Source organism: Duganella fentianensis, from assembly GCF_009857835.1.
Taxonomy (GTDB): Bacteria; Pseudomonadota; Gammaproteobacteria; order Burkholderiales; family Burkholderiaceae_D; genus Rugamonas; species Rugamonas fentianensis.
Map to the genome: position 1 here is coordinate 464,311 of NZ_WWCL01000004.1, position 23,942 is coordinate 488,252.

General features: G+C 62.2%; 24 protein-coding genes. 9 read left to right on the forward strand and 15 right to left on the reverse strand.

What is annotated here, in order from left to right; genetic code table 11:
* Positions 1–95 precede the first annotated feature (95 nt).
* From GTP23_RS19125 to GTP23_RS19135, 3 genes are all read right to left on the reverse strand, one after another.
* Positions 96–1,196, reverse strand: a complete 1,101-nt coding sequence (locus tag GTP23_RS19125; protein WP_161036568.1) for a 2-hydroxyacid dehydrogenase — start codon at positions 1,194–1,196, stop codon at positions 96–98.
* A complete protein-coding gene (locus tag GTP23_RS19130; protein WP_161036569.1) occupies positions 1,193–1,744 on the reverse strand; it encodes a DinB family protein in 552 nt (183 codons plus the stop codon). Before GTP23_RS19130 ends, GTP23_RS19125 begins: the two co-directional genes overlap by 4 nt.
* A gap of 136 nt (positions 1,745–1,880) precedes the next feature.
* Entirely contained in the window at positions 1,881–2,582 is a 702-nt protein-coding gene (locus tag GTP23_RS19135) for an HAD family hydrolase (protein ID WP_161036570.1), read from the reverse strand.
* Between the two features lie 104 nt (positions 2,583–2,686).
* Here GTP23_RS19135 and GTP23_RS19140 point away from each other — a divergent pair, with 104 nt between their 5' ends.
* Together GTP23_RS19140 and GTP23_RS19145 are read left to right on the forward strand one after the other, a co-directional pair.
* Positions 2,687–3,652: a LysR family transcriptional regulator gene (locus GTP23_RS19140; RefSeq protein WP_161036571.1), complete on the forward strand. Its 966-nt coding sequence runs from the start codon at positions 2,687–2,689 to the stop codon at positions 3,650–3,652.
* Positions 3,653–3,787: 135 nt separating this feature from the next.
* Positions 3,788–4,393: a LysE family translocator gene (locus tag GTP23_RS19145; RefSeq protein WP_161036572.1), complete on the forward strand. Its 606-nt coding sequence runs from the start codon at positions 3,788–3,790 to the stop codon at positions 4,391–4,393.
* 17 nt (positions 4,394–4,410) lie between these two features.
* Here the strand turns inward: GTP23_RS19145 and GTP23_RS19150 are convergent, their stop codons facing one another.
* Positions 4,411–5,988: a CYTH and CHAD domain-containing protein gene (locus GTP23_RS19150; RefSeq protein WP_161036573.1), complete on the reverse strand. Its 1,578-nt coding sequence runs from the start codon at positions 5,986–5,988 to the stop codon at positions 4,411–4,413.
* Positions 5,989–6,007: 19 nt separating this feature from the next.
* Positions 6,008–6,904 carry a tRNA glutamyl-Q(34) synthetase GluQRS gene (gene gluQRS, locus GTP23_RS19155; RefSeq protein ID WP_161036574.1) on the reverse strand — a complete coding sequence of 299 codons (897 nt, stop codon included), beginning with the start codon at positions 6,902–6,904 and terminating at the stop codon, positions 6,008–6,010.
* Between the two features lie 98 nt (positions 6,905–7,002).
* Here gluQRS and GTP23_RS19160 point away from each other — a divergent pair, with 98 nt between their 5' ends.
* Positions 7,003–8,640, forward strand: coding sequence for a M28 family peptidase (locus GTP23_RS19160; protein ID WP_161036575.1), 1,638 nt, complete (start codon positions 7,003–7,005; stop codon positions 8,638–8,640).
* A gap of 117 nt (positions 8,641–8,757) precedes the next feature.
* Here the strand turns inward: GTP23_RS19160 and GTP23_RS19165 are convergent, their stop codons facing one another.
* From GTP23_RS19165 to GTP23_RS19190, 6 genes are read right to left on the reverse strand one after another with little or no spacing between them, the layout of a single operon-like run.
* Positions 8,758–9,438, reverse strand: coding sequence for a cyclic di-GMP-binding domain-containing protein, MshE-related (locus GTP23_RS19165; protein WP_229256179.1), 681 nt, complete (start codon positions 9,436–9,438; stop codon positions 8,758–8,760).
* A 55-nt stretch (positions 9,439–9,493) separates the two neighbouring features.
* Complete coding sequence (locus GTP23_RS19170) at positions 9,494–10,495, reverse strand: AraC family transcriptional regulator (protein ID WP_161036577.1); 1,002 nt, start codon at positions 10,493–10,495, stop codon at positions 9,494–9,496.
* Complete coding sequence (locus GTP23_RS19175) at positions 10,492–11,049, reverse strand: DUF2059 domain-containing protein (RefSeq protein ID WP_161036578.1); 558 nt, start codon at positions 11,047–11,049, stop codon at positions 10,492–10,494. Before GTP23_RS19175 ends, GTP23_RS19170 begins: the two co-directional genes overlap by 4 nt.
* 18 nt (positions 11,050–11,067) lie before the next feature.
* Positions 11,068–12,756: an OmpP1/FadL family transporter gene (locus GTP23_RS19180; protein ID WP_161036579.1), complete on the reverse strand. Its 1,689-nt coding sequence runs from the start codon at positions 12,754–12,756 to the stop codon at positions 11,068–11,070.
* Positions 12,757–12,777: 21 nt separating this feature from the next.
* Complete coding sequence (locus tag GTP23_RS19185) at positions 12,778–13,815, reverse strand: transporter (RefSeq protein WP_229256180.1); 1,038 nt, start codon at positions 13,813–13,815, stop codon at positions 12,778–12,780.
* Positions 13,816–13,865: 50 nt separating this feature from the next.
* Positions 13,866–14,636 (reverse strand): C39 family peptidase, encoded by a 771-nt coding sequence (locus GTP23_RS19190; RefSeq protein ID WP_161036581.1) that lies wholly within the window; start codon positions 14,634–14,636, stop codon positions 13,866–13,868.
* Between the two features lie 535 nt (positions 14,637–15,171).
* Here GTP23_RS19190 and GTP23_RS19195 point away from each other — a divergent pair.
* The 5 genes from GTP23_RS19195 (at position 15,172) to GTP23_RS19215 (ending at position 18,622) form a co-directional block, all read left to right on the forward strand.
* Positions 15,172–15,681 (forward strand): DUF6160 family protein, encoded by a 510-nt coding sequence (locus tag GTP23_RS19195; RefSeq protein ID WP_161036582.1) that lies wholly within the window; start codon positions 15,172–15,174, stop codon positions 15,679–15,681.
* A gap of 172 nt (positions 15,682–15,853) precedes the next feature.
* Positions 15,854–16,363 (forward strand): DUF6160 family protein, encoded by a 510-nt coding sequence (locus tag GTP23_RS19200; protein ID WP_161036583.1) that lies wholly within the window; start codon positions 15,854–15,856, stop codon positions 16,361–16,363.
* A gap of 74 nt (positions 16,364–16,437) precedes the next feature.
* The gene (locus GTP23_RS19205) at positions 16,438–17,226 is read left to right on the forward strand and encodes a hypothetical protein (RefSeq protein ID WP_229256182.1); all 789 of its coding nucleotides are present in this window, start codon (positions 16,438–16,440) and stop codon (positions 17,224–17,226) included.
* On the forward strand, positions 17,226–18,101 hold the full coding sequence (locus GTP23_RS19210; protein ID WP_229256183.1) for a DUF6160 family protein: 876 nt from the start codon (positions 17,226–17,228) through the stop codon (positions 18,099–18,101). Before GTP23_RS19205 ends, GTP23_RS19210 begins: the two co-directional genes overlap by 1 nt.
* On the forward strand, positions 18,101–18,622 hold the full coding sequence (locus GTP23_RS19215; RefSeq protein WP_229256184.1) for a DUF6160 family protein: 522 nt from the start codon (positions 18,101–18,103) through the stop codon (positions 18,620–18,622). Before GTP23_RS19210 ends, GTP23_RS19215 begins: the two co-directional genes overlap by 1 nt.
* A gap of 57 nt (positions 18,623–18,679) precedes the next feature.
* On the opposite strand, the gene GTP23_RS19220 is transcribed toward GTP23_RS19215, so the two are convergent.
* The 3 genes from GTP23_RS19220 to GTP23_RS19230 form a co-directional block, all read right to left on the reverse strand.
* Positions 18,680–19,867 carry an MFS transporter gene (locus tag GTP23_RS19220; RefSeq protein ID WP_229256185.1) on the reverse strand — a complete coding sequence of 396 codons (1,188 nt, stop codon included), beginning with the start codon at positions 19,865–19,867 and terminating at the stop codon, positions 18,680–18,682.
* A gap of 64 nt (positions 19,868–19,931) precedes the next feature.
* Complete coding sequence (locus tag GTP23_RS19225) at positions 19,932–20,312, reverse strand: VanZ family protein (protein WP_161036585.1); 381 nt, start codon at positions 20,310–20,312, stop codon at positions 19,932–19,934.
* A gap of 323 nt (positions 20,313–20,635) precedes the next feature.
* Entirely contained in the window at positions 20,636–21,400 is a 765-nt protein-coding gene (locus GTP23_RS19230; RefSeq protein WP_161036586.1) for an SDR family NAD(P)-dependent oxidoreductase, read from the reverse strand.
* 151 nt (positions 21,401–21,551) lie between these two features.
* Here GTP23_RS19230 and pyrF point away from each other — a divergent pair, with 151 nt between their 5' ends.
* Positions 21,552–22,373, forward strand: a complete 822-nt coding sequence (gene pyrF, locus GTP23_RS19235) for an orotidine-5'-phosphate decarboxylase (protein WP_161036587.1) — start codon at positions 21,552–21,554, stop codon at positions 22,371–22,373.
* 92 nt (positions 22,374–22,465) lie between these two features.
* Here the strand turns inward: pyrF and sbcB are convergent, their stop codons facing one another.
* A complete protein-coding gene (sbcB, locus tag GTP23_RS19240; protein WP_161036588.1) occupies positions 22,466–23,908 on the reverse strand; it encodes an exodeoxyribonuclease I in 1,443 nt (480 codons plus the stop codon).
* Positions 23,909–23,942 lie beyond the last annotated feature (34 nt).

Sequence of the window (23,942 nt, forward strand, 5' to 3'; positions counted from 1 at the left end):
GAAGCTGTTAAAACGCGGATTGCTGCAGTGCAGTATAACGCACTGGCAGCAATCCCGCGACGGACGATGTTAGCGGCATTGCCGCTGGCTTGCGATTACTTTTTCGGCGCGATCGATGCCGCTTCGGTATACGCAGATGGTGCGGACGTTGCAATAAGGCTGGCCGCCGGGGTAGGGGCCGGGGAGGTCGCCGCAATACCTGCGGGTAGCAGGTTGGGGCAGGGACGGTGCTGGATGTAGCAGGCCAGATTGTCGAACGTGACGCTGGCGATTTCGCGCATGGCTTCGATGGTGAAGAAGCCCTGATGTCCCGTAACGAGTACGTTGGGGAAGGTCAGCAGGCGCTGGAAGACGTCGTCGGCGATGATGTCGCTCGAATGGTCGTGGAAGAACAGGCTGGCCTCCTGTTCGTAGACATCGATGGCCAGCGCGCCGAGCTGGCGCGATTTGAGTGCTTCGATCACGGCGGCGGTGTCGATCAGGCCACCGCGCGAGGTGTTGACCAGCATGGCCCCCGTTTTCATGCGGGCCAGACTGTCAGCGTTGATCATATGGCGTGTGCTGTCCATCAGCGGGCAGTGCAGCGAAACGATGTCGGCGCTGGCCAGCAGTTCGGCCAGTTCCACATGGTGCGCTACGGCGGCCAGATGGGGCAGCGGCATGGGGTCGCTGATCAGCACCTGACAGCCCATGCCATGGAAGATGCGGGCCGCAGCGGCGCCGATCTGGCCGGCGCCGACGATGCCTACCGTCTTGCCGTGCAGCGTCATGCCGAGCAGGCCGTCGAGCGAGAAATTCCCTTCGCGTACGCGTGCATAGGCGCGGTGGGTGTGACGGTTCAACGTCATCACCATGGCCAGCGCATGTTCGGCCACGGCTTCCGGTGCATAGGCGGGCACACGTGCCATGAACAGGCCCAGTGCATGGCCGGCCTGCAGATCGACATTGTTGAAGCCTGCGCAGCGCAGCAGCACGGCGCGCACGCCGCTGGCATGCAGCGCCGCCAGTACCTGAGCATCGAGCTGGTCGTTGACGAACACGCAGACGGCAGTGCAGCCCTGCGCCAGCGGGACGGTGTCCAGCGTCAGCGCGTCGGAGAAATACACGGCATCGACACCACCACCGGCAAAATTCTGCCGTGCTTCGTCGAGGAAGCGGCGGTCGTAGGGCTGGGCGCTGTAGACGGCGAGCTTCATGCCTGGCTACTGCCTTCCGCCATCATGGGTATCCATGCCGGCAGGTCGGTCACACCCACGTCGACGCCAGCCTGGAACAGCAGGGTGCTGATCTGGCCGCGATGGTGGGTCTGGTGGTTGAAGAAGTGCAGCACCAGGCTGCCGAAGTGTTTGCAGAAGGCTTCGTTCTTGATGTTGCGGTAGGCGAAGGCCTGGGCCAGATGTTCGGCTGTGACCTGCTGCGACCAGTCGAGAATCAGCGCGTCCAGACGGCGGCGGTGCGCCAGCAGGGCAGGCAGGTCGTCGCCGAAGCTTTGCGTCAGGCCGCTCACGGGCGGCTGATCCAGCAGGTGGGCCAGGGTGCTGTAGGCAGCCGGATGGCCGGCGAAGCGGCGCAGCCAGATGCTGTCGCCCACCAGCAGGTGGTTCATGGTGCCGAGGATGGAGCCGAAGAAGGCTTTGCGGTCGGCCACCAGTTCCGCATGGGGCAGCTGTGCTGCCGCCGTGTACATCTGCTGGTTCATGCCGGCGTTGTATTGCGCCAGTAGCTGGATCGAGGCTGGTGTCATGTCAGGGCTCGCACGGTAATGGTGGCTTTGCATTATACGGTGTTGCTGCCATGCTGGCGCAGCGTCGGGGCGAGCTTATCCCCGCGTCGCCGCAGGGGCGACGCCGGAGGCCGGAGCGGTGCGCTCCGCTAGCGGCTTATGCTGCCAGTTCCTGCAACGCCTGCTGGTCCGGCGTGTAGGGGCTGGCCTGCAGTTCGCTCAGTGCATCGAAGGTGATGAACTGCGGCGGACGCACCACTTCGTTGCCATACGGTGCCACGCTGATGGTCCACAGACCCAGTTCTTTGGCTGCCTGCAGGGCAGGTACAGCGGTATCGATGGCGATGGCATCCTGTGGCGCTATGCCGATGGCTGCCAGTGCGTGGGCATACGGGCCGGTGCCGGCCGGGCCTTCGAACGACGCGCCGCCCGAGACCACGGTGAACAGGCTGTTGACGTCGGCGCCGAAGCAGCCGGTCAGCAGGGCCGAAGTGGAGTGGGCCGGCAGGTCGGTCACGATGCAGATTTTGCCGCCCGCGCTGATGGCGTCGTCGATCAGCACCATGGCGGCCTGCAGGGCTTTCTGCGGCTGCGCCGTGATGGCCTGATGGAAGTGGCGGTGCTTGTCGGCATACAGCGCGGCGACCTTGTCCTTGTCGCGGGCGAATACTTCACCATTGATGGCGGCACCGATGGCGCGCGCATAGCCGTGGGTGGCGGCAGCGGCACGCAGCGCCGGCAGCGACCAGCGTACCGACAGACCGGCGTTCTCAAAGGCCGCGTTGCAGGCGGCGAGGTGCAGCGCTTCGGTGTCGAACAGTACGCCGTCCAGACCGAGGAATATCACGTCTATGCTCATGGTGGGCTCGCAGAAGAATTAGTAGGCAGTGGATGGTTTGAATATAGAGGTAGAATGAAGCAAAGAAAAATTAGAGTTTTTCTATAATCAATAAGGAATAGCTTATGTATCCTGCGAGTTTTCGCCAGTTACAGGCGCTGGTACTGGTAGCGCGGCACGAAAGTGTGGCGCGTGCGGCGGACGCATTACATGTGACGCAGCCAGCGATTTCGTTGCAAATCCGCACACTGGAAGAGAACGCGGGCATGGCGTTGACGCGCAAGGTGGGGCGCAATATCCAGCTGACGGCCGCTGGTGAGGTGATGGTGGCGTTCTCGGAACGCATATTGCGCCTGTGGGAGCAGGCGGGCGACGAACTGGCTGCGCTGCAGGGTGTGACCAGTGGTACCTTGCGCATAGGCGCCGTGACCACTGCAGAGCATTTGCTGCCGCCCATGCTGGTACCGTTCACGCTGGAGCGCCCCGATGTGCGCTTGAAGTTGCAGGTGGGAAATCGTGCCGAGATCGTGCAGATGCTGGCGCGCCATGAAATCGAACTGGCCATCATGGGTACGCCGCCGCGCGAACTGCGTACCAATGCCGCCAGGTTTGCGCGCCACCCGATGGCCTTTGTGGCCAGCCCGAACCACCCTTTGATGAAGAAGAAAAAGCTCACGCTCAACGATGTGCTGGGCGCCAACCTGCTGGTGCGCGAACGGGGTTCGGGTACGCGCACGGCCGTGGAGCGCCTGCTGCGCGAAGCGGGCCACCCGCTGGAATTCGGCTCGGAAGTATCGAGTAACGAGGCGATCAAGCGTATGGTGGCGGCGGGGCTGGGCGTGGGCTTTTTGTCCGTGCACGCCTGCGGGTTGGAATTCGAGGCGGGCCTGCTGGCCGTGCTGCCCACCCCGGCCCAGCCGGTGGAAGCGGACTGGCACATCATGCACCTGACGGACCAGCCCATCCCGAAAGTGGCGGCAGCGTTTCAGGACTTTGTGATCGAACACGGGCAGGAACTGGTGCGGCGCGAGCTGGAAGGCTACTACAAGCTGCTGGGGCGCCAGCGCAAGCGCGTGGCAGCGGCCAGCTGATACGGACAACGGTGTGGTGGTTTTGTGTCGGCCAAACGGCCAGTACACCTCTGCCAAGTGTTTGAGCAAGTGTACTGGTACAGATCCGCTAATCCTCCCTACAATAAAAACTCCCTGACACTACCGGATCACATCATGTCCATCGAATTATTCCTGCCTCTGTGCACGTTTGCTGCCATCAGTTCCATCACACCCGGCCCGAATAACACCATGATTCTGGCTTCGGGACTGAACTACGGCTTTCGCCGTTCGCTGCCCCATCTGTTCGGCATCTGCAGCGGTTTCACCTTCATGATTTTCGCTACCGGCGTGGGCCTGCACACGGTATTCCAGCAAGTGCCCATGCTGCAGGTGGTACTCAAATATACGGGCGCTGCCTATCTGCTATGGCTGGCGTGGAAGCTGGCCCATGCTGCGCCCATGAGCGCGGGCGAGGCCAGCACCAGCAAACCTATGAGCTTCTTTGCCGCTGCTGCCTTCCAGTGGGTCAATCCGAAAGCGTGGGTGATGGCGATCGGTGCGCTGACCACCTATCTGCCGGCCGGTTTCAAGGTGCTCGATGTGGCCATGCTGGCCGGCGTGTTTGGTCTGATCGGCATCTTCTGCGTGGGTGCGTGGGCGTCGTTCGGCGTGGCCATGCGGCAGGTGCTGCAGGATGCGCGCTCGGTACGCATCTTCAACCTGGTGATGGCGCTGGCGCTGGTGGCCTCGCTGTACCCGATACTGCTGGGCGCTAGTTAGTCGCAAACTGGCAGCAACTAAAAGCGCGGCAGCTCGCGCAGGCCTGCCTGCACGGCTTGCAGGTCGGTTGGCTGTTGCTCCTGCAGGGCGCGCAAATAGCCGCGCGCAAAAGCGATGTGGCGTGCCGCTGGCGTTGCCGCCGGATGCTCTGAACCCAATTGCTGCAGCAGGCGGTCCGCCACCACCAGATCGTTGTGCTGGCCCAGTGCTTCCTGTGTGGCTTCCAGTGTGGCCAGATATTTGCGCAGGGCTTTGCCGCGATACAGCGTATGGAAGAATTCCAGCGTGTAGCGCGACTGCTTGGCCGCGATGCGGGTGCGGTGAATGCTGGCCGCATCCGTGTCGTTCATGCCTCTGGCCCGTTTCAGCAGCGTCTTGCGCAGGCGCTGCATGGTGTGGCGCGAGAACTCGGCTGCGCTGGTGCCGGCTTCTTCACCAGTGCCGTGCGTGGCCTCACCTTGTGCGGCGTCGATACGCGTGCCGTCGGCCTGCATGGCTGCGGCGCTGCTACTGGCGGCGCCGGCGAGCAGCCAGTGTCCCATCTGCAGCAGCAGCCGCGTATAGCGTGGCGAGCGCAAAGCCTGCGCAGCCTGCTGCCTATGTGCGGCCACCTGCTGCTGTACCAGCGCCGGCAGATCGTGCAGGCCAGCCGGGCCGCCGGGGCTGGCCTGTACGCGCGCCAGCGTGGCGCTGCCCAGCACTTCCCAGTCGCGCGCCTTGCCCAGTACCTGTGCCAGCCAGCGCCAGTCCTCCTTCAGCTGGGGCGGGCAGGGTGCGACGCTACGGAATAGCTTGAGCGCCGAGCGCAAGCGGCGCACACCGACGCGCATCTGGTGCAGCGCTTCTGCGTGATCGCTGTGGATCACGGCCTGCTCGTTGTCCTGCACCTGCTGCAGGCAGTTGAACAGGATGGCGTGGCGCGCTGCATCGAGCGTGGCATCGGCCGGCAACGCCAGTGCGCGGGCATGGTGGGCCTGTGTGCCCGTCTGGCGGCACAGGCTATAGCCGCGCTGGGCCTTGTTGACGTTGCTGAGCTGTAGCGGCAAGCGTTCCAGCAGTTGCAGGGCCAGTGCGAACAGGTGTTCCGGCTTGCCCTGCCTGAGTTCCAGTTCGATTTCATTGAGCGGCAGTTGCTGGCCATGGCGTTCGATGTGGCCGCAATCGAGCACCAGTTCGATCTGGCTGCCCGCATAGTCGAGCTGCCAGATTTCACGCTCGACCACGACGGCGAACAGGGCTTCCAGCCGCTGCTTGAAGTGCGGCGCCGCCAGCACGTCCCGCCAGTGCGCATCGTCGCCGATCAGCTTGCGCAGCTTGCCCAGTTGCGGCCATGGACGGCTGACGGGGCCTTCCCATTCATTGCGCTGGTGTAGTCCGTTCTGCACGCTGCCGCCGGCCTTCATGGTCTGCATCCAGACGCCATCTTCCTTGCGTACGCGCAGACCGGCGCCGTGGCGCAGCAGATGCAAATCGGGCGTATCGAAGTAGTGCGCCAGCAGTGGCTGGGTGCGCGTAGCCAGCCCCGCCAGCAAGGGGTGCTGGCGTAGTTGCTGATTGTGTTCCGGCGCAAGCAGGAGTTTGAGTTCGACTTCCATGGCGACAGTGTAGCGCAGCTTACAGCCGGATCAGCGCCGCCCATGCGGGAATGGCGACTTGCCAGAACTCGTCTATGCTGCCGGCACGCAGATCGAGGCCGAGGAAGCGCGCGGCCGGCAGCAGCGCATGCTGCAGCAGCTGTTCGGCCGGCAGGCCCTGATCGAAGGCAGTAGCGCCGGTCTGCTTGGATAATTTGTCGCCCTGCGCATTGCACACCACCGGCACATGCAGATAGCGCGGCTGCGGCAGGCCCAGTACCTGCTGCAGATACAGCTGGCGCGGGGTCGAGTCGAGCAGGTCGGCACCGCGCACAATGTCGGTAATGCCCTGCGCGCCGTCGTCCACTACCACTGCGAGCTGATAGGCCCAGTAACCATCGGCACGGCGGATGATGAAGTCGCCCACTTCATCCGTCAGGTCCTGGCTCAGATGGCCGGCCCAGCGGTCGTCGAAGGCGACGATGCAGTGCGGCTCGGTCGGCACTTTCAGGCGCAGCGCACGCGCGCTCTTGCCTGCCGCCAGACCGTTGCGGCAGGTGCCCGGATAGATCAGGTTCTGCGCCTGTTTGCCGCGCAGGCTGGTCTGCGAATCGGCGATCTCCCTGCGCGAGCAGCCGCAGGGATAGACCAGATCACCGAGCTGGCGCAAGGCCTGTTCGTACAGCGCTGTGCGTTCGGTCTGGCGCGTGATCTCGCCATCCCACTGCATACCGCAGCGCTGCAGCGAAGCGATGATGTGCTGTTCGGCGCCCTCTACATTGCGGTCGCCGTCAACGTCTTCGATGCGCAGCAGCCACTGGCCATGGTGGGCGCGGGCGTCCAGATAGCTGGCCATGGCGGCCACCAGCGAGCCGAGATGCAGGGGGCCGGTAGGCGAGGGCGCGAAGCGGCCGATGTAGGATGGGCGGTCTGTCATGCCGCCATTTTAGCGCGGCGATGGTCTACAATGTACGCGCGGCAAAATTGCGCAGCAAAATACACGCCCGCCCACTACACTTAAGAACTCAGGAAATCATGCAAAAAATGACCCCCTCCTATCTTGCTTCCGCCGTGGCTATGAGCCTGGCGCTGGCATTCCCTGTTCATGCTGGCGCCAACGGTGGCGCCGCCGTCAAGGAAGCGCCGCTGCGCGCCCATCTGGCATTTCTGGCCAGTGATGTGCTGGAAGGCCGCGGCACGGGCCAGCGCGGTGCGGACCTGACGGTGGCCTACCTCGAAGCGCAGTCGCAGGCACTGGGCCTGAAACCGGGCAATGGCGACAGCTTCCGCCAGTCCGTGATGATTGCCGGTGTGAAGACCGACGCTGCCGCCAGTACGCTGGCGCTGCAGGCCGGTGGCCAGGCGCTGCCTGCCCGTTTCGGCGACGACTGGGTGTTTGCGCCGGGTGATGCCACGGCCACCCACAGCTTCGATAGCGAGCTGGTATTCGTCGGCTACGGCATCACTGCGCCGGACGAGCAGTGGAACGATTTCAAGGGCGTGGACCTGAAGGGCAAAACGCTGGTGGTAATGGTCAACGACCCGCAGCCGACGGCCGAACAGCCTAACCGCTTCAACGGCAAAGGCCTGACCTACTATGGCCGCTGGACCTATAAATTCGAAGAAGCGCGCCGTCAGGGCGCAGCCGGTGTGCTGCTGATTCACACCACGCCTTCCGCCTCGTATGGCTGGAGCGTGATCCAGAACAGCTGGTCCGGCGTAGAGCGCTTCCAGCTGGCGGCCGGCACGCTGGGCACCCAGCTGCAAGGCTGGATGACGGAAGCCACGGCCAAGGCGCTGTTCGCCGCCGCCGGTCAGGATCTCGATGCGCTGCGTGCTGCCGCCGAGCGCAAGGACTTCAAACCGGTGCCGCTGGCCGCCAAGCTGACCGGCACCATGCAGGCGGCCGTGCGCAAGGTCGAGCAGTTCAACGTGGCGGCCGTGGTGCCGGGCACCGATCCGAAACTGAAAGACGAAGTGGTGATCTATAGCGCCCACTGGGACCATCTGGGCAAGCAGGGCGATGCTACCGGCGGTAAGGATGTGATCTTCAACGGTGCGGTGGATAACGCTTCCGGTTCGGCCGCGCTGCTGGCAATGGCACAGGAAGCCATCCGCGTGCCAGCCAAGCGCAGCCAGATGTTCCTGTGGGTAGCGGCAGAAGAACAGGGCCTGCTCGGTAGCGCAGCGTATGCTGCAGCACCGCTGTGGCCACTGGCGAAAACCGCGGCCAATCTGAATCTGGATAGTCTGAACTTTGTCGGCGCCACGCGCGACATCGGTACCCAGGGCAGCGAACGCACGGAACTGGGCAAGCTGGCCGAAACCACCGCCAAGGCCATGGGCATGCGTATCGCCGATGCCGAGCCGGATCTGGCCGGTGGCTACTTCCGTAGCGACCACTTCAACTTCGCCAAGAACGGCGTGCCGGCCTTCTCGATCGAATCGGGCCGCGATTACATCAAGGACGTGGCAGCCGCCAAAGCCAAGGCCGCAGCCTACGGCCCGCGCTACCATCAGGTGACGGATGAATACGATGCCAGCTGGGATCTGTCGGGCATGGTGCAGGCGGCACAGTACACGCTCAATCTGGGCCGCGTGATTGCCAACGGCGCCAAGCTGCCGGAGTGGAAAGCGGGCGATGCGTTCGCCCAGCCGCGTAACAAGAAATAAGCAGTGAAATAAGCAATGAAATAAGCAGTGAGCCCGTAGCAGCAGGCATAAAACAACGGCGGACAGTATGCGAGACTGTCCGCCGTTGTCGTTTCTGCGGCCGGCGTTGCGGCGGCCTTAGTGGTGGAACGAGACGGTGATGGTGGTGCCCGTCAGGTCGATGCCGCGGATGGCGATGCTGCCGAAGCTAGGCCCTTCCGAACCTTTGACACGGATGTTATCGAAGTTGATTTCACCGATAGACGATGGCATGGCCAGCGTCAGCGAGCCATCCTTGTTGATGGTGGCAGTGGCCCGGCTAGGATCGTAGACCACGTTCTTCATGCTAGTATCGGCTTCCAGAAAACCCAGCACGGGATTGACGATCTTGGCCATGTCGCCTATCACTTCCAGCCCGTTATGCTTGGCGTCTTTGACGGCGTTGACCAGCTGGTCGCTCAGGCCCTGTGCCGACGTGTCGCCCAGTTCTTCCTCGCTCATGGCCTGCAGGCCGGGGCGTTCGTTGATCTGCATGCCGCGCTGGTCCTTGCTCAGCATGACGGGTGTGCCGACTGCCAGCGAGGGCAGGGCTTGCGCCGCATAGCCTTCCAGCGGCGCCAGTAGCGAAGTGGCGATGGCGGCGGCCATACGCAGACGGCGCTGCTTGCGCAGAGCGTCTTCGATGTGCTGCTGGGTGATGAGGTTAAGCTCGGCAAAAATATCACCGAGGCGCTGGCCCGTTTTGCGCTGGGTTTCAATTGCATGCGCCAGCTGTTCTTCCGTAATCAGCTTCTGTTTAACCAGCAGCTGACCCAGCATCGATTTATTTTGTGTGTTCGACAACCATCCCATCGCTCTTCTCCTGATGTTGTTTTTATGCCGACTTGCGTGGCAAGTTAGCTTGCAGCGATTCCGGCTCCGGCCCCGACTGGTGCGCCAGATGCACAATGTCCGAAGGCGCCATACCGAACCAGCGCTTGCAGGCGCGGTAGAACGCACTCGGTTCCGAGAAGCCGAGCTGGAAGCTTAGCATCTTTAAGGACAACTCCCCGCAACTGAGTGACTGGCGCGCCAGTTCGCGTCGCGTATCGTCCACCAGATTTGTGAAGCTGGTGCCTTCTTCGGCCAGCCGGCGCTGCAAGGTGCGCTCGCTCATCATCAGCTGGGCCGCCACATCATCGCGATGGGGCGGGCCTTTGGGCAGCAGGCTGGCCAGCAGGGCCTGTACCTTGGCGCTGAAGGTGGGCGGCTCGGCCTTGGCCAGCGATGCCAGCACGGGCGCGCCGCTGCCGGCTGCCAGTGGCGGATTGGCCGGCAGCGCCATCACCAGATCGGTATCGGAAAACTCCATCACGTTCTGCGGCATATTGAACTTGACGGGGCAGCCGAAGGTCTCCTGATAGACATGGGCATTAGCCGGTTCGGGGAAGGTGTATTCCACCACCACGGGGGCGATATCATCGCGGCCGGCGGCGCAGCGCAGCGAACGTAGCAGCACGCACCAGACGAAGTCGTAGCGTTGTTGCGGCACCACGCGCTGGGCGCCGGGCAGCACCAGACCGACCCGGGTATTGCCATGGCAGCGTTCGATCGAACTCTGTACCGTGGGCGAGACCAGCATGATGTGGCCCATCACACCGAGCCAGCCTAGCCGGTGCGGTGAGGAGATCTTCAGGCCGATCAGGGGATCGCCCGATTGCGCTACTACCAGTTCCCACAGGTGGCTTAATTTGTCGGACAGCGTCAGTGCATCGCAGGCCAGACCTTCGCCTTCGCTCAGGCCGGCTTCGGTAAACAGTGCCTCTGCCGCTACGCCGGAACTGGCCAGACGCGATTTGACGCCACGCACCAGATGCAGGGCGGACGAGTAACTCATGGCGTTACCGCAGCACGCAGACGCAGGCCGATTTTCTCTTTCAGGCCCTGCAGTTTAGGATCGATCACGGCGCGCGTATCGGCCGCCACACCTTCACCGAGCGTCTTCTGCATTTCCGGCAGCATGGTCTCGAATTTCTTTTTCACGGGCGATTCCAGGATTGCGATCAGCTGGCGCAGTTCTTCTTCGCTGAAGCGTTCCGCCATCAGTGGGGCAATCTTGGTCTGGATCAGTTTGTCGGCACTGGCCTTGGTAATCGGTGTGGCTTCGGCCATGAAGGCTTTGGCTTCATTGACGATGTCGACCATGGCGGCATCGCGTTTTTCCGGCACGGCACGGCCCTGCAGCATGGCGCGGGCCTGTTGTACGGCGTCGGCAACGGGTATCTGCAGCATGGACTGGCCGATGGTATCCGGGTTCCACAGCTTCAGCACCTGTTCGACCAGTGCTTGCTTGGACGCTGCGGCCGGTGCTGCCGTGGCGGCATAGGCGCCGGCGCAGGCGGCGCTCAGCGCCAGTGCCAGCAGGCTGCGGGTGAGGATGGGTGTGCTCATAGTTTGCTCCTTCTTCAATCAGAAACGCTTGTTGATTTCAAATCCGACATAGCGCACGTGGATATCGCCGTTGACGTTCTGTCCGGCATAGGGGTTATAGATAATGTTCAGGAAGTTGCTGCAGTTGAGATTGCAGTCCGTATTGGCAGGCACGTTGTAGCGGCCTTTCATATACGAGCCCGTGACACTGATGTCCAGATTCTTGCTGACCTTGAAATTCAGGCCAGCGCTGAGCAGCTTGGTGTTGGGCAGCGGTGCCAGCAAGTCGATTTTGTCGTTGGGCACAGAAGTTTTGCGCGGCTCGAAGCCGAAGCGCAGGGTCAGGCGGTCCATGGGGAAGAGCTGCACGCCGTAAGCGAAATTCACCAGACTGCGGTAGCCGCGCGGAATCACCAGCTTGCCCGAATCGGGTATGCCGTACAGGCGCGCCACTTCCAGCAGCTTGATGCTCTGGTCGAACTGGAAGCGCAGTGCATCCCACTCGCTCCAGCGTGCATAACTGGCATCGACGTTGAGCTGCACCAGATGGATGGGGCGCAGCTTGATGCCGACCTGCAGGTGCGAAGGGAAGGGAATGATGGCGCTCATATTGCCCTTCTGGGTAGCCGGTATCGAGCTGGGGAAGCCCAGCGTGGCACCGGCAATCGGCCCGAGCAGGCTGGCGTTCATGCCGCGCACGAAATTGCGCAGCATGGGTTCGGTGTCGAACTGGTAGTAGCCCGTGTAGTGGGTTTTCGAGCCGCCCTGATACACCACGCCGAGCGCGAAGCGGGGATTGGGTTCCCACAGCACGCCCAGATTGATGGTGGGGTCGAACGGTGCCGTCATTTCGAGGCGCATATTGGCAGCCTTCTTGAACGGGCTGACCATGCCGTCCTTGCCGCCGCCGCATACGCCGAAGCCCAGCACGTCGATAATGTTGCCGCCATCTTCAGGGCACCAGCCTTTTTGCAGCTGGCCGAATACACCCAGCAGCTCATTGGGGAAACGCATATTGGTGTCGACCACGAAAGCAGCGTGGGCGATCGGCACGGAGACGCCGAAGCGCAGCGTGTCGGAATATTTATAGCCTACCGAGGGCGACAGATAGACCAGCCGCTGTATCTGTTCCTGCCGGCCCTGGTACTGGCCCGGATCATTCGGGTCGGTGGTGCGGTCCAGACTCATGGCCTGCGACATATAGCTGTCGGTGGCAAAGGTCCAGGGCGAACCGGCCTTGTTCCAGGCCATGCCGACACCGGGCACGGCCACCGCAGGCAGGCGCCAGCCCGGCACGCCGTAGCCGGGCACGAACATGATCTGGCGTACCGGACCGGTGCGGGTATTCGACAGCGGATCGTCGCGCCAGCCGCCGATATCGAAATTCGGCCCCGGCGTAAACGCGGCCGAGGTGCGGATCGAGGCGACGAAATTGTGGATGCTTTCGCTATCGCCCGTCAGCCTTGCCAGTCCGGCCGGATTGAAGTGGATAGACGCAATGCCGGGCGGATCGGCCGTGACGGCATTCCCCAGCGACATGGCGACCACGCTGGTGGTGAGGTTTTCCGTCAGCGCTGCCTGGGTGGCTTGTGGCCACAGGGCACCGCAGATGGCGGCCAGCGCACCCGCCACGGCGAGTGCGGCCGGACGCAGACGTGCGTGAGCCCGTGCAGAGGCCCATGCGCTGCGTGGGATGCTGGTCTGCGGGCTGGCGAGGTGCGGCAACATGGCGGCGCGATCCGGTCAGGCTCAGAAGTTGAGCGGCATGTTCATGCCCACCGTCATGTTCGGCGAATCCGGCGTCAGGCCTATGCCCACCGACAGATTGATGGTGGTCTTGGGCGAGATGCGGTAGCCCAGACCCATGTTGAGTATGCTGGAAGTCTGCATATGGGTCTTGGCTTCGAGGCCGTCGGCAAAGCGCAGTTTGGAACCGGCTGAAATGGCCTGCTGGAACGACAGTGTGGTGGAAATGCCATACGACAGTGCGTAGGCAAAGCCCATGCCGAAGCCCAGCGTTTTGCCCGGCTGTACCCGGGTCAGGATACGCGTGCCGTTGACCTGCCACAGGTTCTTGGCCGGTGCGCTGAGGGTGAAGTTCAGCGAGCCGAACAGAGCGACCGGATCGACGATGCGGTTGACGCTGACGCCACCGGTAACGGCGGCCACGCCGCTGCCCGTGGCTTCGCCGCTACCGGCGATGATCTTGAACGGGCTGCGGCCCGTGGGCAGGCGCACATTGCTGGTCATGGTCAGGCCGGGGCGGTCGCGCTTGGCTTCGAACGGTTGCCAGCGCGCGCCCAGCGACAGGTCGCCCAGCGAATTCGAGGCGCCGTTGGACAGGTTGTTGTCCGAGTAGCGCGAAATCAGCGGCATGGTGACGTTGCCGGTCAGGTTGTCGAGCAGGCCGTAGTCGACCGAGAAAGTGTTGGTGACGCTGTGCGAGCTGGTGTTCTCGATGTTGAACAGAGTGGTGCTGCCATTGGCCAGATCGGTGACGATGCGTTCTTCGCCGACGTAGGAATAGGTCAGGTCATAGGTCACGGCGATCTGCTTGCGGCGGATCAGCGAGTACTGTTTGTCGACCGCCGTCAGGGTCTGCTGCAGCAGTGCGCTCTGGTCGCCTTCGCCTTCTTTTTTGGCCAGTGCATCGCGTGCGGCATCGGTGCTGGCCGGTGCGGCGCCCGGCGCCGTTGCTGGTGGCGTAGTGTTGAGCTGGGCCCATGCCGGGATGGCAAACAGGGTGGCGAGAGCGAGGGCGAGCGGGCGGGCAATCAGGAACTTCATGGTGGTCATCCTTGTGAGAGTGGGCGTGGCACTGCGGTAGCGGTTAGGGTTTAGTTACGGTGCATCCAGGTACCTGCGGCGCCCGAATTGACAGCCCGCAGTAACTGCTGGGCCGAGTTGCTCATAGGGCCATCCAGCCGGCCCTTGTTGGTGACGCGGTCCATGTCCGTGACGCCAAGTTCGTGATCGGTCAGCGCCATCTTTGCTACCGGCTGCTGACCGGCCGCGGGGGAGATGATGAACAGGGTGTTCTTGTCCCACCAGCGGGCGAATTCTTCCACTGAAAAAACCATGTTGCCGGCCGAGGGATCGGCCAGAAATACCACGCCGTCGCGGATGCCGCGCAATACCACGAAGTGCTTGAAGCCGGCATAGTCGATCGGCACGATGGCGGGCTCGTTGAGTGCCATCAGGTCCTTGATTTCGGCGCGAAAGCCGGCGCCGGACATGCCCAGCGAGCCCACATAGCGCTTCATGTCGAGCAGGGAAAAACCGCGCCGCTCGATGATTTTTTCCTTCTCGCCTTTTTCCAGCATGCCTTCCATGGCCTGCTGTTCGTTGACCATCACGCCGAGGTGGTAGTTGAGGATGGTCACCAGCGCGGCCGAACCGCAGCTGAAGTCGAACGCCTGGCGCACGATGTGGCGGTACTTAAGTTCCGAGAACGGTTCCGACTTGAACGACTGCACATAGCTGCCCCCGCCCAGCAGGGTTTGCGGCATTTCGTACTGGTCGTTAGGCCGGTCTAGCGGGGTGTGGCGTTCGATCAGACCGCCACCGCCGATGACGGCTGCGAGCACGCCGAGCAGGATCATCAGCATGATCAGCCAGCCCGGCTTGCGCGCGCGCAGAGCGTGCGCTGTACGCGCATTGCCCGCGCGTGAAACAGGTTTTTCCGGGGCGCAGAGTGAGCGCGGCCCCGGGGCGTCTGGCGCCCCATTGCTGGTGTCATGTAGTCTCCGTTTTGCTTATACGAACGACCGTGCTTTTATTGGGCACTAAGCGTTCGCGGTTTTTTATTGATGCCATTAACGCACGCATCGGTGCCGTAAGGCATATATTTTTTTAGAAATGTACCTCTAGACTTTTTCGCCACATGCTGTGGTAGCAAGGACAACTTATTTGCAACATTGCTCTCACTCTCAGTGGCTCTCAAGGTCAAGCTGTTGGCTTTTTGGGTCAGCGCGAAAAGATAGACCGTTGTTTAACAGGACTTTTAAGATGGAATCACTTAATAGCCAAATATTAAGATTTCACGCACCAAGCAGTGCACCCCGAAACTCCTACCCGGAGCCTAGGAAGGACCTGAGGAACGTGAGCCCACAATACAAAACCAACACAAACCGGAGATCACAAATGCAAATCGTTAAAACCGCAATCGCAGCAGCCCTGGCATCCTTCGCTTTCTCGGCTTCGGCCATGACCCCGATTCAAGACGCAGAACTGAGCACCGTTAGCGGTCAGGACGGCGTGTCGATCGCTGCCAATCTGAACATCAAGATTGATTCGTTCGTCTACACCGATACCGACGCAGTTGATGCGAACGGTCTGGGTGGTGGTTCGGTGAGCTTCAACGGTATCAAAGTGAACGGTCTGATCGCCGCTAACATCGACATCCTGTCGAAAGCTTCCTTCCTGGCCGCTGCCGGCGCTGCTGGCGTGACCAACCCAGGCACCTTCTACAACCCAGCTACCGGCGGCGACGTGGTGCAGATCGCTATCCCGCAAAGCGTGGTTGCTGACGGCCACTACCTGAACGTGTCGGTTGATTCTATCAAGATGGGCAACAACGCTGCCTCCTTCGGTTCGGTCGCCATGAACCAGATCGATATGCGCGGTACCACCGTGTGGATCTTCGCTCACTAATCTAGCCACGCAACGCAACGAACTGGCTCGATAAGTCTGTAGCTTGGCTTGTCGGGTCAGTGTAGCAAGCTAGACGGTAATAAAGCTGCGGCCCTAAGATGGCTTAGCAGCACAACAAGTAAGAAAACAAAAACACAACCATATTGGTTCACAACACAAACGGAGACTTACAATGCAATTCTTCAAAACCGCAATCGCAGCAGCCCTGGCAACCGTCGCTTTCTCGGCATCGGCCATGACCCCAATCCAGGACGCAGAGCTGAGCACCGTAAGCGGTCAGGACGGCGTATCGATCGCTGCTAACCTGAACATCAAAATCAATTCCTTCACCTACACCGATACGGACGCTCTGGACGCCAACGGTATGGGCGGTGGTTCGGTAAGCTTCAACGGTATCAAAGTTAACGGCCTGATCGCCGCTAACATCGACATCCTGTCGAAAGCTTCCTTCCTGGCCGCTGCCGGCGCTGCTGGCGTGACCAACCCAGGCACCTTCTACAACCCAGCTACCGGCGGCGACGTGGTACAGATCGCTATCCCACAAAGCGTGGTTGCTGACGGCCACTACCTGAACGTGTCGGTAGACTCGATCAAGATGGGCAACAACGCTGCTTCCTTCGGTTCGGTCGCCATGAACCAGATCGACATGCGCGGTACCACCGTCTGGATCTTCGCTCACTAATCAGCTGAGCTTCAACAGCAGCCGCGCAAGCGGCTGTTGTTGTCTCTGCGCCTGTCTCCTCTCTATCCATGAAGATGACTTTGCACTCCCTGTGGCTGTGCGCGGGGCTGGCTCTGGCCTGCTGCACGCTGACGGCATCGGCCCAGATGCAGCCGCTGAGCGAAGCGGAGCTGTCCAGCATGCATGGGCAGGGTATCGTCGCGATGACCAATACCAGTCTGAATGGCTTTGATTTCAGCAAGGTGTCGCTCGATGCCGACATAGCGCTGAGCGCTAACCTGCGCAATGTGCGCCTCGGTGAATACACCTACGCGGCACGCAATGGCACGGGCGCCGATCTCGATATTTCGCTGTTGCAGTTTGGCCGCAGCGATGGCAGCGAGGCGCAGCGTCTGGTACATATTGCCAATCCCTATTTCGAATTCGTCTACCGCAATGCGGCCGATGGCGCCTCGCGCGAAGCGATCGGTATGCGCTTCGGCTTTGAAGCCATCAGCGGTGACATCGGTATGAAAATCAACACCCTGTCCGGCTCGATGGCCGTGACGGGTATCGCGGCCAACGGCAGCACCGTGCAGCTGGACTCGCGCAGCGATGCGCTGGGCGGCAAACGCTGGGATGGTTCCTGCACGGCGCCCTGTCTGACGCTGGCGCAGGTGGGCGGTGTGACGGCCGGCGATGCCAGCGGCCCTAGCCGCGACTTCTGGGTGTCGCTGCTGAAAACCACCGTGCAGTTCCCCACCACCAATGGCGCGCCCGCAACGGATGCCGCGCAGGCCGGCGTGTGGCTGAACTGGCGCGACAAGCTGCAGGCCCTGAACACCAGCGGGCTGGTGCCCGCCAACCTGCCGAAAGGCCGCTGATGCGTAGCGCGCTGGCACGCTCCTACAGCATGGCCAGGCTGCTGGCGCTGCTGACTATGGTGCTGGCTGTGCCGGCGCAGGCGCTGGAGCCGCTCAGCGATGCCGCCATGTCGGCCGTGCGCGGACGCGACGGTGTGAGCTTCGACCTGAACGGCTTTGCCATGAGCGGTGATGCGCGTGTCAGCTACACCACACCGATAGGCACCACGCTGTATGTGGAAAAATTCGCTGCTTCGCGCAGCGATAATCCGCTGCCGTTTTCCGATCCGTACAGACTCGACATCGTAGCCGGCGCGCCAGGCCTGGCCGATGTAGTCAATATCGCCTTCCCGCAGAATACCTATGCGCAGCAGCGCTGGCAGATGGCTTACGACTGGGGCATCACGGCCGATGGCGTAACGCGCGAACAGAGCAGCGTGGTCATCAAGGATCTGGTGCTGTATGGCGGTGGCCTGCAGTTCACCACGCCGCAAGTCAATGATGGCGTGGCCTTCGGCGCCGCACTGCGCATGGATATCGGCCAGCTGTCGCTGCGCCCCCGTGGCCGCACCGATGATACGGAAGCCATGGTGTGGAACGGCATCCACGTGGGTGCCGTCGATGGCAGCGGCATGTTCACCAACACACCATGGATGCTGGCCAATGTGGCGTCGCAGCCGGCCGTGATCAATGCGCTTAGCGATGAAACGGGACCGCGTCTGCACATCGGCATCGACTGGCCCGATAGCCGTTACGGCAGCGGCGTGGCGCCGGCCGGCGGCATCGTGGTCGATAATATTTCGTTTGTCAGTCCCGGCCAGCCTACCGTCGATCTGGGATCGTCGCGCATAGGCTCGATCCAGATCCAGTACCTCGATATCAAGTTCAAGCACTGATGGCCAGCCGACTGCTCCCCCTGTCCCGATTCAGCAAAGCGCGCTGGCATAGGCGTCTGACAGGTACTGCTGCGGCGTTGCTGTGGCTGGCGGCAGCCAGCGCCAGTGCGGGCAGCCTGCGTGCGCTCGACGATCAGGAACTGGCGCAGGTCACGGCGCAGGATGGCATCAGCTTTGCCGCCCATATTTCGCTCAACGATCCCACGCTGGTGGGCGCCGTCAGCGATAGCCGGCTGTCGCTGGGCTTCAACGGCGACGGGCAGAACCGCTACATCGTGTTCAAGAATGTGCGCGGCAAGGTCGACATGTTCGCCGTCAGTCTAGGCGTGCAGACCCGTAGCGATGGCGGCGGCGATTACATCGCCATCGGTCTGCCCGGCTTTGTGCGCTACACCAATCTGGGCTTTGAATCGCTGAGCGTGCAGAATGACCCGCTGGCGCCCGTCACGGGCAATCTGGGCAGCCTGAATATCAACGGCACCGTGTCCCTGCAGGGGCAGGTGCGCTTGTGGTCCCACTGAAGCGCTGCGGCGCTTAGCTAAATTGATGCCAGCGGCAGCGCGGTGTGGTGTGCGCGCCTAGTCGCGTGCCGCGGCGAGCCAGATCAGGAAAGCGCTGAGGGGGAAGGCCAGCCCTGTCCACAGCACACCCTGCCAGCCATGCTGGGCAAACATCCACGCGCCCAGCGACGAACCCACTGCACCACCGAGGAAGAAGATGGCGATGTACAGGCCATTCAGACGGCTGCGGGTTTCTGCTGCCAGTGCAAACAGGGCGCGCTGGCCCGTGACCAGATTGGCCGAGACGCCCATGTCGAGCACGATGGACGCGAGCACCAGCACTGCCAGTTCCAGCAGCCGGCTGCCGTGCACCAGCAGGGGCAGGGCAAAGGCGGCCACGCCCAGCAACAGGGCGGCGGCCGTGGTCGAGTGGCTCTTGCCCTGATCGGCGCGCCGTCCGGCGATGGGCGAGGCGATGGCGCCGGCCACGCCGACCAGCGCGAAGATGGCGACGCCGGTCTGGCTGAGCTGGAAGCGCGGGCCCGTGAGCTCCAGCGAAACGCAGGTCCAGAACAGGCTGAAAGCGCCGAACATGCAGGCCTGATAGGCGGCACGGCGGCGCAGCACGGGAGTGTCGCGCAGCAGATGCCAGAGCGAGCCGAGCAGGGCAAAGTAATGCAGGCCCGCATGTGGCTGGCGCTGGGGCAGACGTTTGCGCAGCAGCAGTGCCAGTGCCAGCGTGGCGACGGCGGACAGGATGAAGATGGCGTGCCAGCCCAGCGCATCAGCCACCAGACTGGCGATGGGGCGGGCCAGCATGATGCCCATCAGCAGGCCGCTCATCACGGTGCCGACGGTCTGGCCGCGCGTTTCGGGACGCGACAAATGGGCCGCGAACGGCACCAGTATCTGCGCGGCGACGGCGGTCAGGCCGATGCAGAAGGCAGCGAATAGAAACAGGCTGGCGCTGCTGGTGCTGGCAGCGGCCAGCAGGGCGGCAGCACAGGCCAGCAAGGCGAGACAGATCAGGCGGCGATTTTCCAGCAGATCACCGAGCGGCACGACGAACAGCAGGCCGAGGCAGTAGCCGATCTGGGTCAGTGTGACGATCAGGCCGGCAGCGCCGGCCGCCAGCCCTGTGGCCTGGCTGATAGGACCGATCAGCGTCTGGGCGTAATACAGATTGGCGACGATCAGGCCGGTAGCGCTGGCCAGCAGCCAGACCATGCCGGCCGAAATATCTTGCTGAGCGTGAGACTGGCTCATTGCACCTCCTACAGTTAGCAGGCGGCAATTCTACCGGTGATCAAAAAATGCTGCTGAGCGTGGCCTAATTTGTACGGCGCTGCCACAGCCAGTACAGGCTGCAGGCTGCCACCATGGCGGCGCTGACGTCCACGGCCCAGTCGCCCACGCTGCCGTGACGGTAGGGGAAGAAGCTCTGGATGTATTCGTCGAGGGCGCCCATGGCGGCGATGGTGAGCACGGCTTTCACGGCACGCTGGCGCGGCAGGCCGCTGCCGCCGGTGAACAGCAGAAAGGTCAGGCCGGCGTAGGCGATGCTGTGCAGGATCAGGCCGGAGGCCACCTGGCCTATGTCCTGGCGTGCGCCGGGCAGCGAACCGAGGATCAGTATCAGCAGGTAGAGTGTGATGGCAGTCCAGTAACGCAGGCGGCCGTAGGTGTCGGTGAGGAGTAGTAGCTTGAGCATGGTGCGGACAATAGCACGGCCGGCGTGAAAAGAGCGGCTGCCATTCGGCAGGTACAAAAAGAAAGTGCGCCAGCAAGCCGGCGCACTGTACTTCCGTCATGCTTATCGTGTGCATGTACCGAAGATGTGTTCAGTATAGGCAGTGATTGTGACGGCGTGATGACGCTGCACAAACAGTACAGGTAAAAAAAAGCCCGCTGATGAAAGCGGGCTTAAAACTATTTTCTTGGAGGAGAATAGTGGAGACAGGTGAGATTATGGGTGTGGCGCAGATATTTGTCTAATTGTTGTTTCCGATAACAGACATGCGATTTTCTTATATCTCAGTTTTGGACGGGGACGGTGTAGTTGAGCGCCAGGCGGCCGCCGTCCACATACAGGGTCTGGCCCGTCATATAACTGGCATCGTCGCTGGCGAGGAAGGCGGCAATCGAAGCCACTTCTTCCGGCTCGCCGCAGCGGCCCATGGGCGTACGCGACAGGATGGTGTGGCGCGCTTCGGGGCTGGCCATCACGGCCTGTTTGGCCAGTTCCGTCAGGATGGTGCCGGGGCCTATGCCGTTGACGCGGATGCCGTGGCTGACCAGATTGAGCGACATGACTTTGGTGAGCTGGTTGATGGCGCCTTTCGACACCACATACGGCACCTGATTCGGAATCGCCAGTTCCGCGTTCACGCTGGACATATTGATAATGCAGCCGCTGTGCTGCTTGACCATTTCGCGCGCCACGGCCTGACCGCACAGGAACATGGATTTCAGGTTGATGCGCAGAACGCGGTCGAAATCTTCCTCGCACACGTCGAGGAAATTGGCTGCGTGGGTCACGCCGGCGTTGTTGATCAGGATATCGATGCGGCCAAACGCGGCCAGGGTGGCTGCGACCATGGCATCCACATCGGCTTTCTGGCTGACGTCGGCTGCGAAGAAGCGGGCCCGTTCGCCCAGCTCGGCAGCGGCGGAAGCGCCCTCCGGTTTGATATCGACCAGCATCACGCTGGCGCCTTCGCTAATCAGGCGCTGGGCGCAGGCCAGTCCTATGCCTTGCGTAGCACCGGTGACGATGGCGACTTTCTGGCTTAATTTCATGGTGGGGTCCCAGTTAGATTGAAGGCTGAATTCTATCAGCCTCACGACGCGGTTTTGCCCTGCCGGAGCGGCTGGCGGCGCAGTTGTTCGGCCGGGGCGGCGCGGTTTTCGTTACAATAGAGGGTTTGCAACAGAATAAGAGGGCTGGGCCGTGACTTTCATCAATAAATTATCCGCCGCTTGGACGGCTAACGACTCGCTGCTGTGCGTGGGTCTCGATCCCGATATGGCCAAGCTGCCCGCCCAGTTCCAGCAGGACCCGCAGGGCATTTACCACTTCTGCCGCGAAATCATCGATGCGACGGCTGATCTGGCCTGCTCGTTCAAGCCGCAGATTGCCTATTTCGCCGCCCTGCGTGCCGAAGCCCAGCTGGAGCAGATCTGCGCCTATGTGCGTGAACATTATCCGCACATTCCGCTGATTCTCGACGCCAAGCGCGGCGACATCGGCGCGACGGCCCAGCAGTATGCGCGCGAAGCCTACGACCGCTACGGCGCCGATGCCGTGACCGTCAATCCCTACATGGGTTCCGATTCGGTCGATCCGTATATGGACTGGGCCGATCGCGGCGTCATCATCCTGTGCCGCACGTCGAATGCAGGCGGCTCCGATCTGCAATTCCTGAATGTGGATGGCAAGCCGCTGTACCAGCATGTGGCCCAGCTGGTGGCCCAGAAGTGGAACCGCAACGGCCAGTGCGCACTGGTAGTGGGCGCAACCTTCCCGGAAGAACTGGCGCAAGTACGTGCCATCGTGGGCGACATGCCGCTGCTGGTACCCGGCATCGGTGCGCAAGGTGGCGATATTGCTGCGACCGTCAAATCGGGCCGCACGGCCAACGGTACGGGCATGATGATCAATTCTTCGCGCGCGATTCTGTACGCGCCGCAGCAGGCCGGGGAAGATTTTGCTGCTGCCGCCCGCCGCGTGGCACAGGAAACCCGCGACGCCATCAACCAGTACCGCGCCTGAAGCTAGGCTGCAGCGCCAGACTGGTGCACTGAAAACACAGGGCCCGCTGCAGCTGCTGCAGCGGGCCCTGTGTGTTTCTGCTGAACGCAGGCTTACTGCGCCGGTGCGATCAGCTCCACATATTCGTACAGTTCCGAGAGTATCTGTTCGGCACGTTCATCGGCGTCCTGCTGCAGGTGATCGATCTCGCCGAAGAACTGGTCTATGCTGCGCACCCCGCCCGCGCCATCGTAGAAGCGTGCCGCACGGTGCTGTTCCCAGTGTTCGAATTCCGTCTCCGATAGCGTCTCGGGGAAGTTGCGCGCGCGGTAGCGGAACAGCAGTTCGCCCAGACGCGCATCGCTGAACGCCGGCGAAGCAGCGGCCAGACGGGCCGGGCTTTCCTTGCGCAGGCCATCGAGCAGGCGGCGGTCGTCCTTGCTGACGAAGCCGTTGTACAGGTCTTCATCCACATCCAGCGGCGCGCCGGCAGGGCGGTAGAACACTTCGGCCCAGATCGCATCCATATTCGGCCCTGCTGCCGCCAGCGCCGCATGGGCTTTGCCCTGTTCCAGATCGAGGCCCCACTTGGCGGCCATGGCAGGCGACAGGGTTTTCAGATTCGCTACCAGCATCGGCGATTTATTCAGGTGCACGCTTTTCACGGGCAGGCGCGTCATCCCTTCCGGCATGGCATCGCTGCGCGTGAAGATGCGGGTGCGGATGGTGTCGGCATCGAGCGTGAACAGCTCGCGCGGATCGTAGGCACAATCCCACACGATCAGTTCGTTCTTGTTGGTGGGATGGGTGGCCAGCGGCCAGACCAGTGCCAGACAGCCCCGTTCCGCCGGGAACATGCCCGAGACGTGCAGGAAAGGCTGGCGCAAGGCCGGTGCCAGATGCAGGCCCACTTCATCGGCCACGCGGTCCTTCTTGTGCAGGGCCAGACAGAAGTCGAACAGCTTGGGCTGGTGCTGGCGGATCAATCGGGCCAGCGCGATGGTGGCGCGTACGTCGGACAGTGCATCGTGCGCCGCTTCGTGCACCAGGCCATTGGCGCGCGCCAGATCTTCCAGCCTGAAGCTGGGTTTGCCATCTTCCTTAGTGGGCCAGATGATGCCTTCGGGACGCAGTGCATAAGTCATGCGCACCACATCGAGCAAGTCCCAGCGGCCGCACTGGTTCTGCCATTCGCGCGCATAAGGATCGATCAGATTACGCCAGAACATGAAACGGGTGATTTCGTCGTCGAAGCGTATGGTGTTGTAGCCCACGCCTATGGTGCCGGGCTGGGAAAATGCCTGCTCGATGGTGGCGGCGAAGCGGTGCTCGGGCACGCCCCATTCCAGACATTGCTGCGGGGTGATGCCGGTAATCAGGCAGGATTGCGGATCGGGCAGGAAATCATTCGCGGGCTTGCAATACAGCATGATCGGATCGCCGATCTCGTTCAGGGCGGCGTCGGTACGGATGGCTGCAAACTGGGCTGGCCGGTCGCGGCGCGTGTTGGCGCCAAAAGTTTCGTAGTCGTGCCAGAGAAAAGTGGTTGTGCTCATAAATACGGTCAAGTTATTCGTTATTCTGCCGATC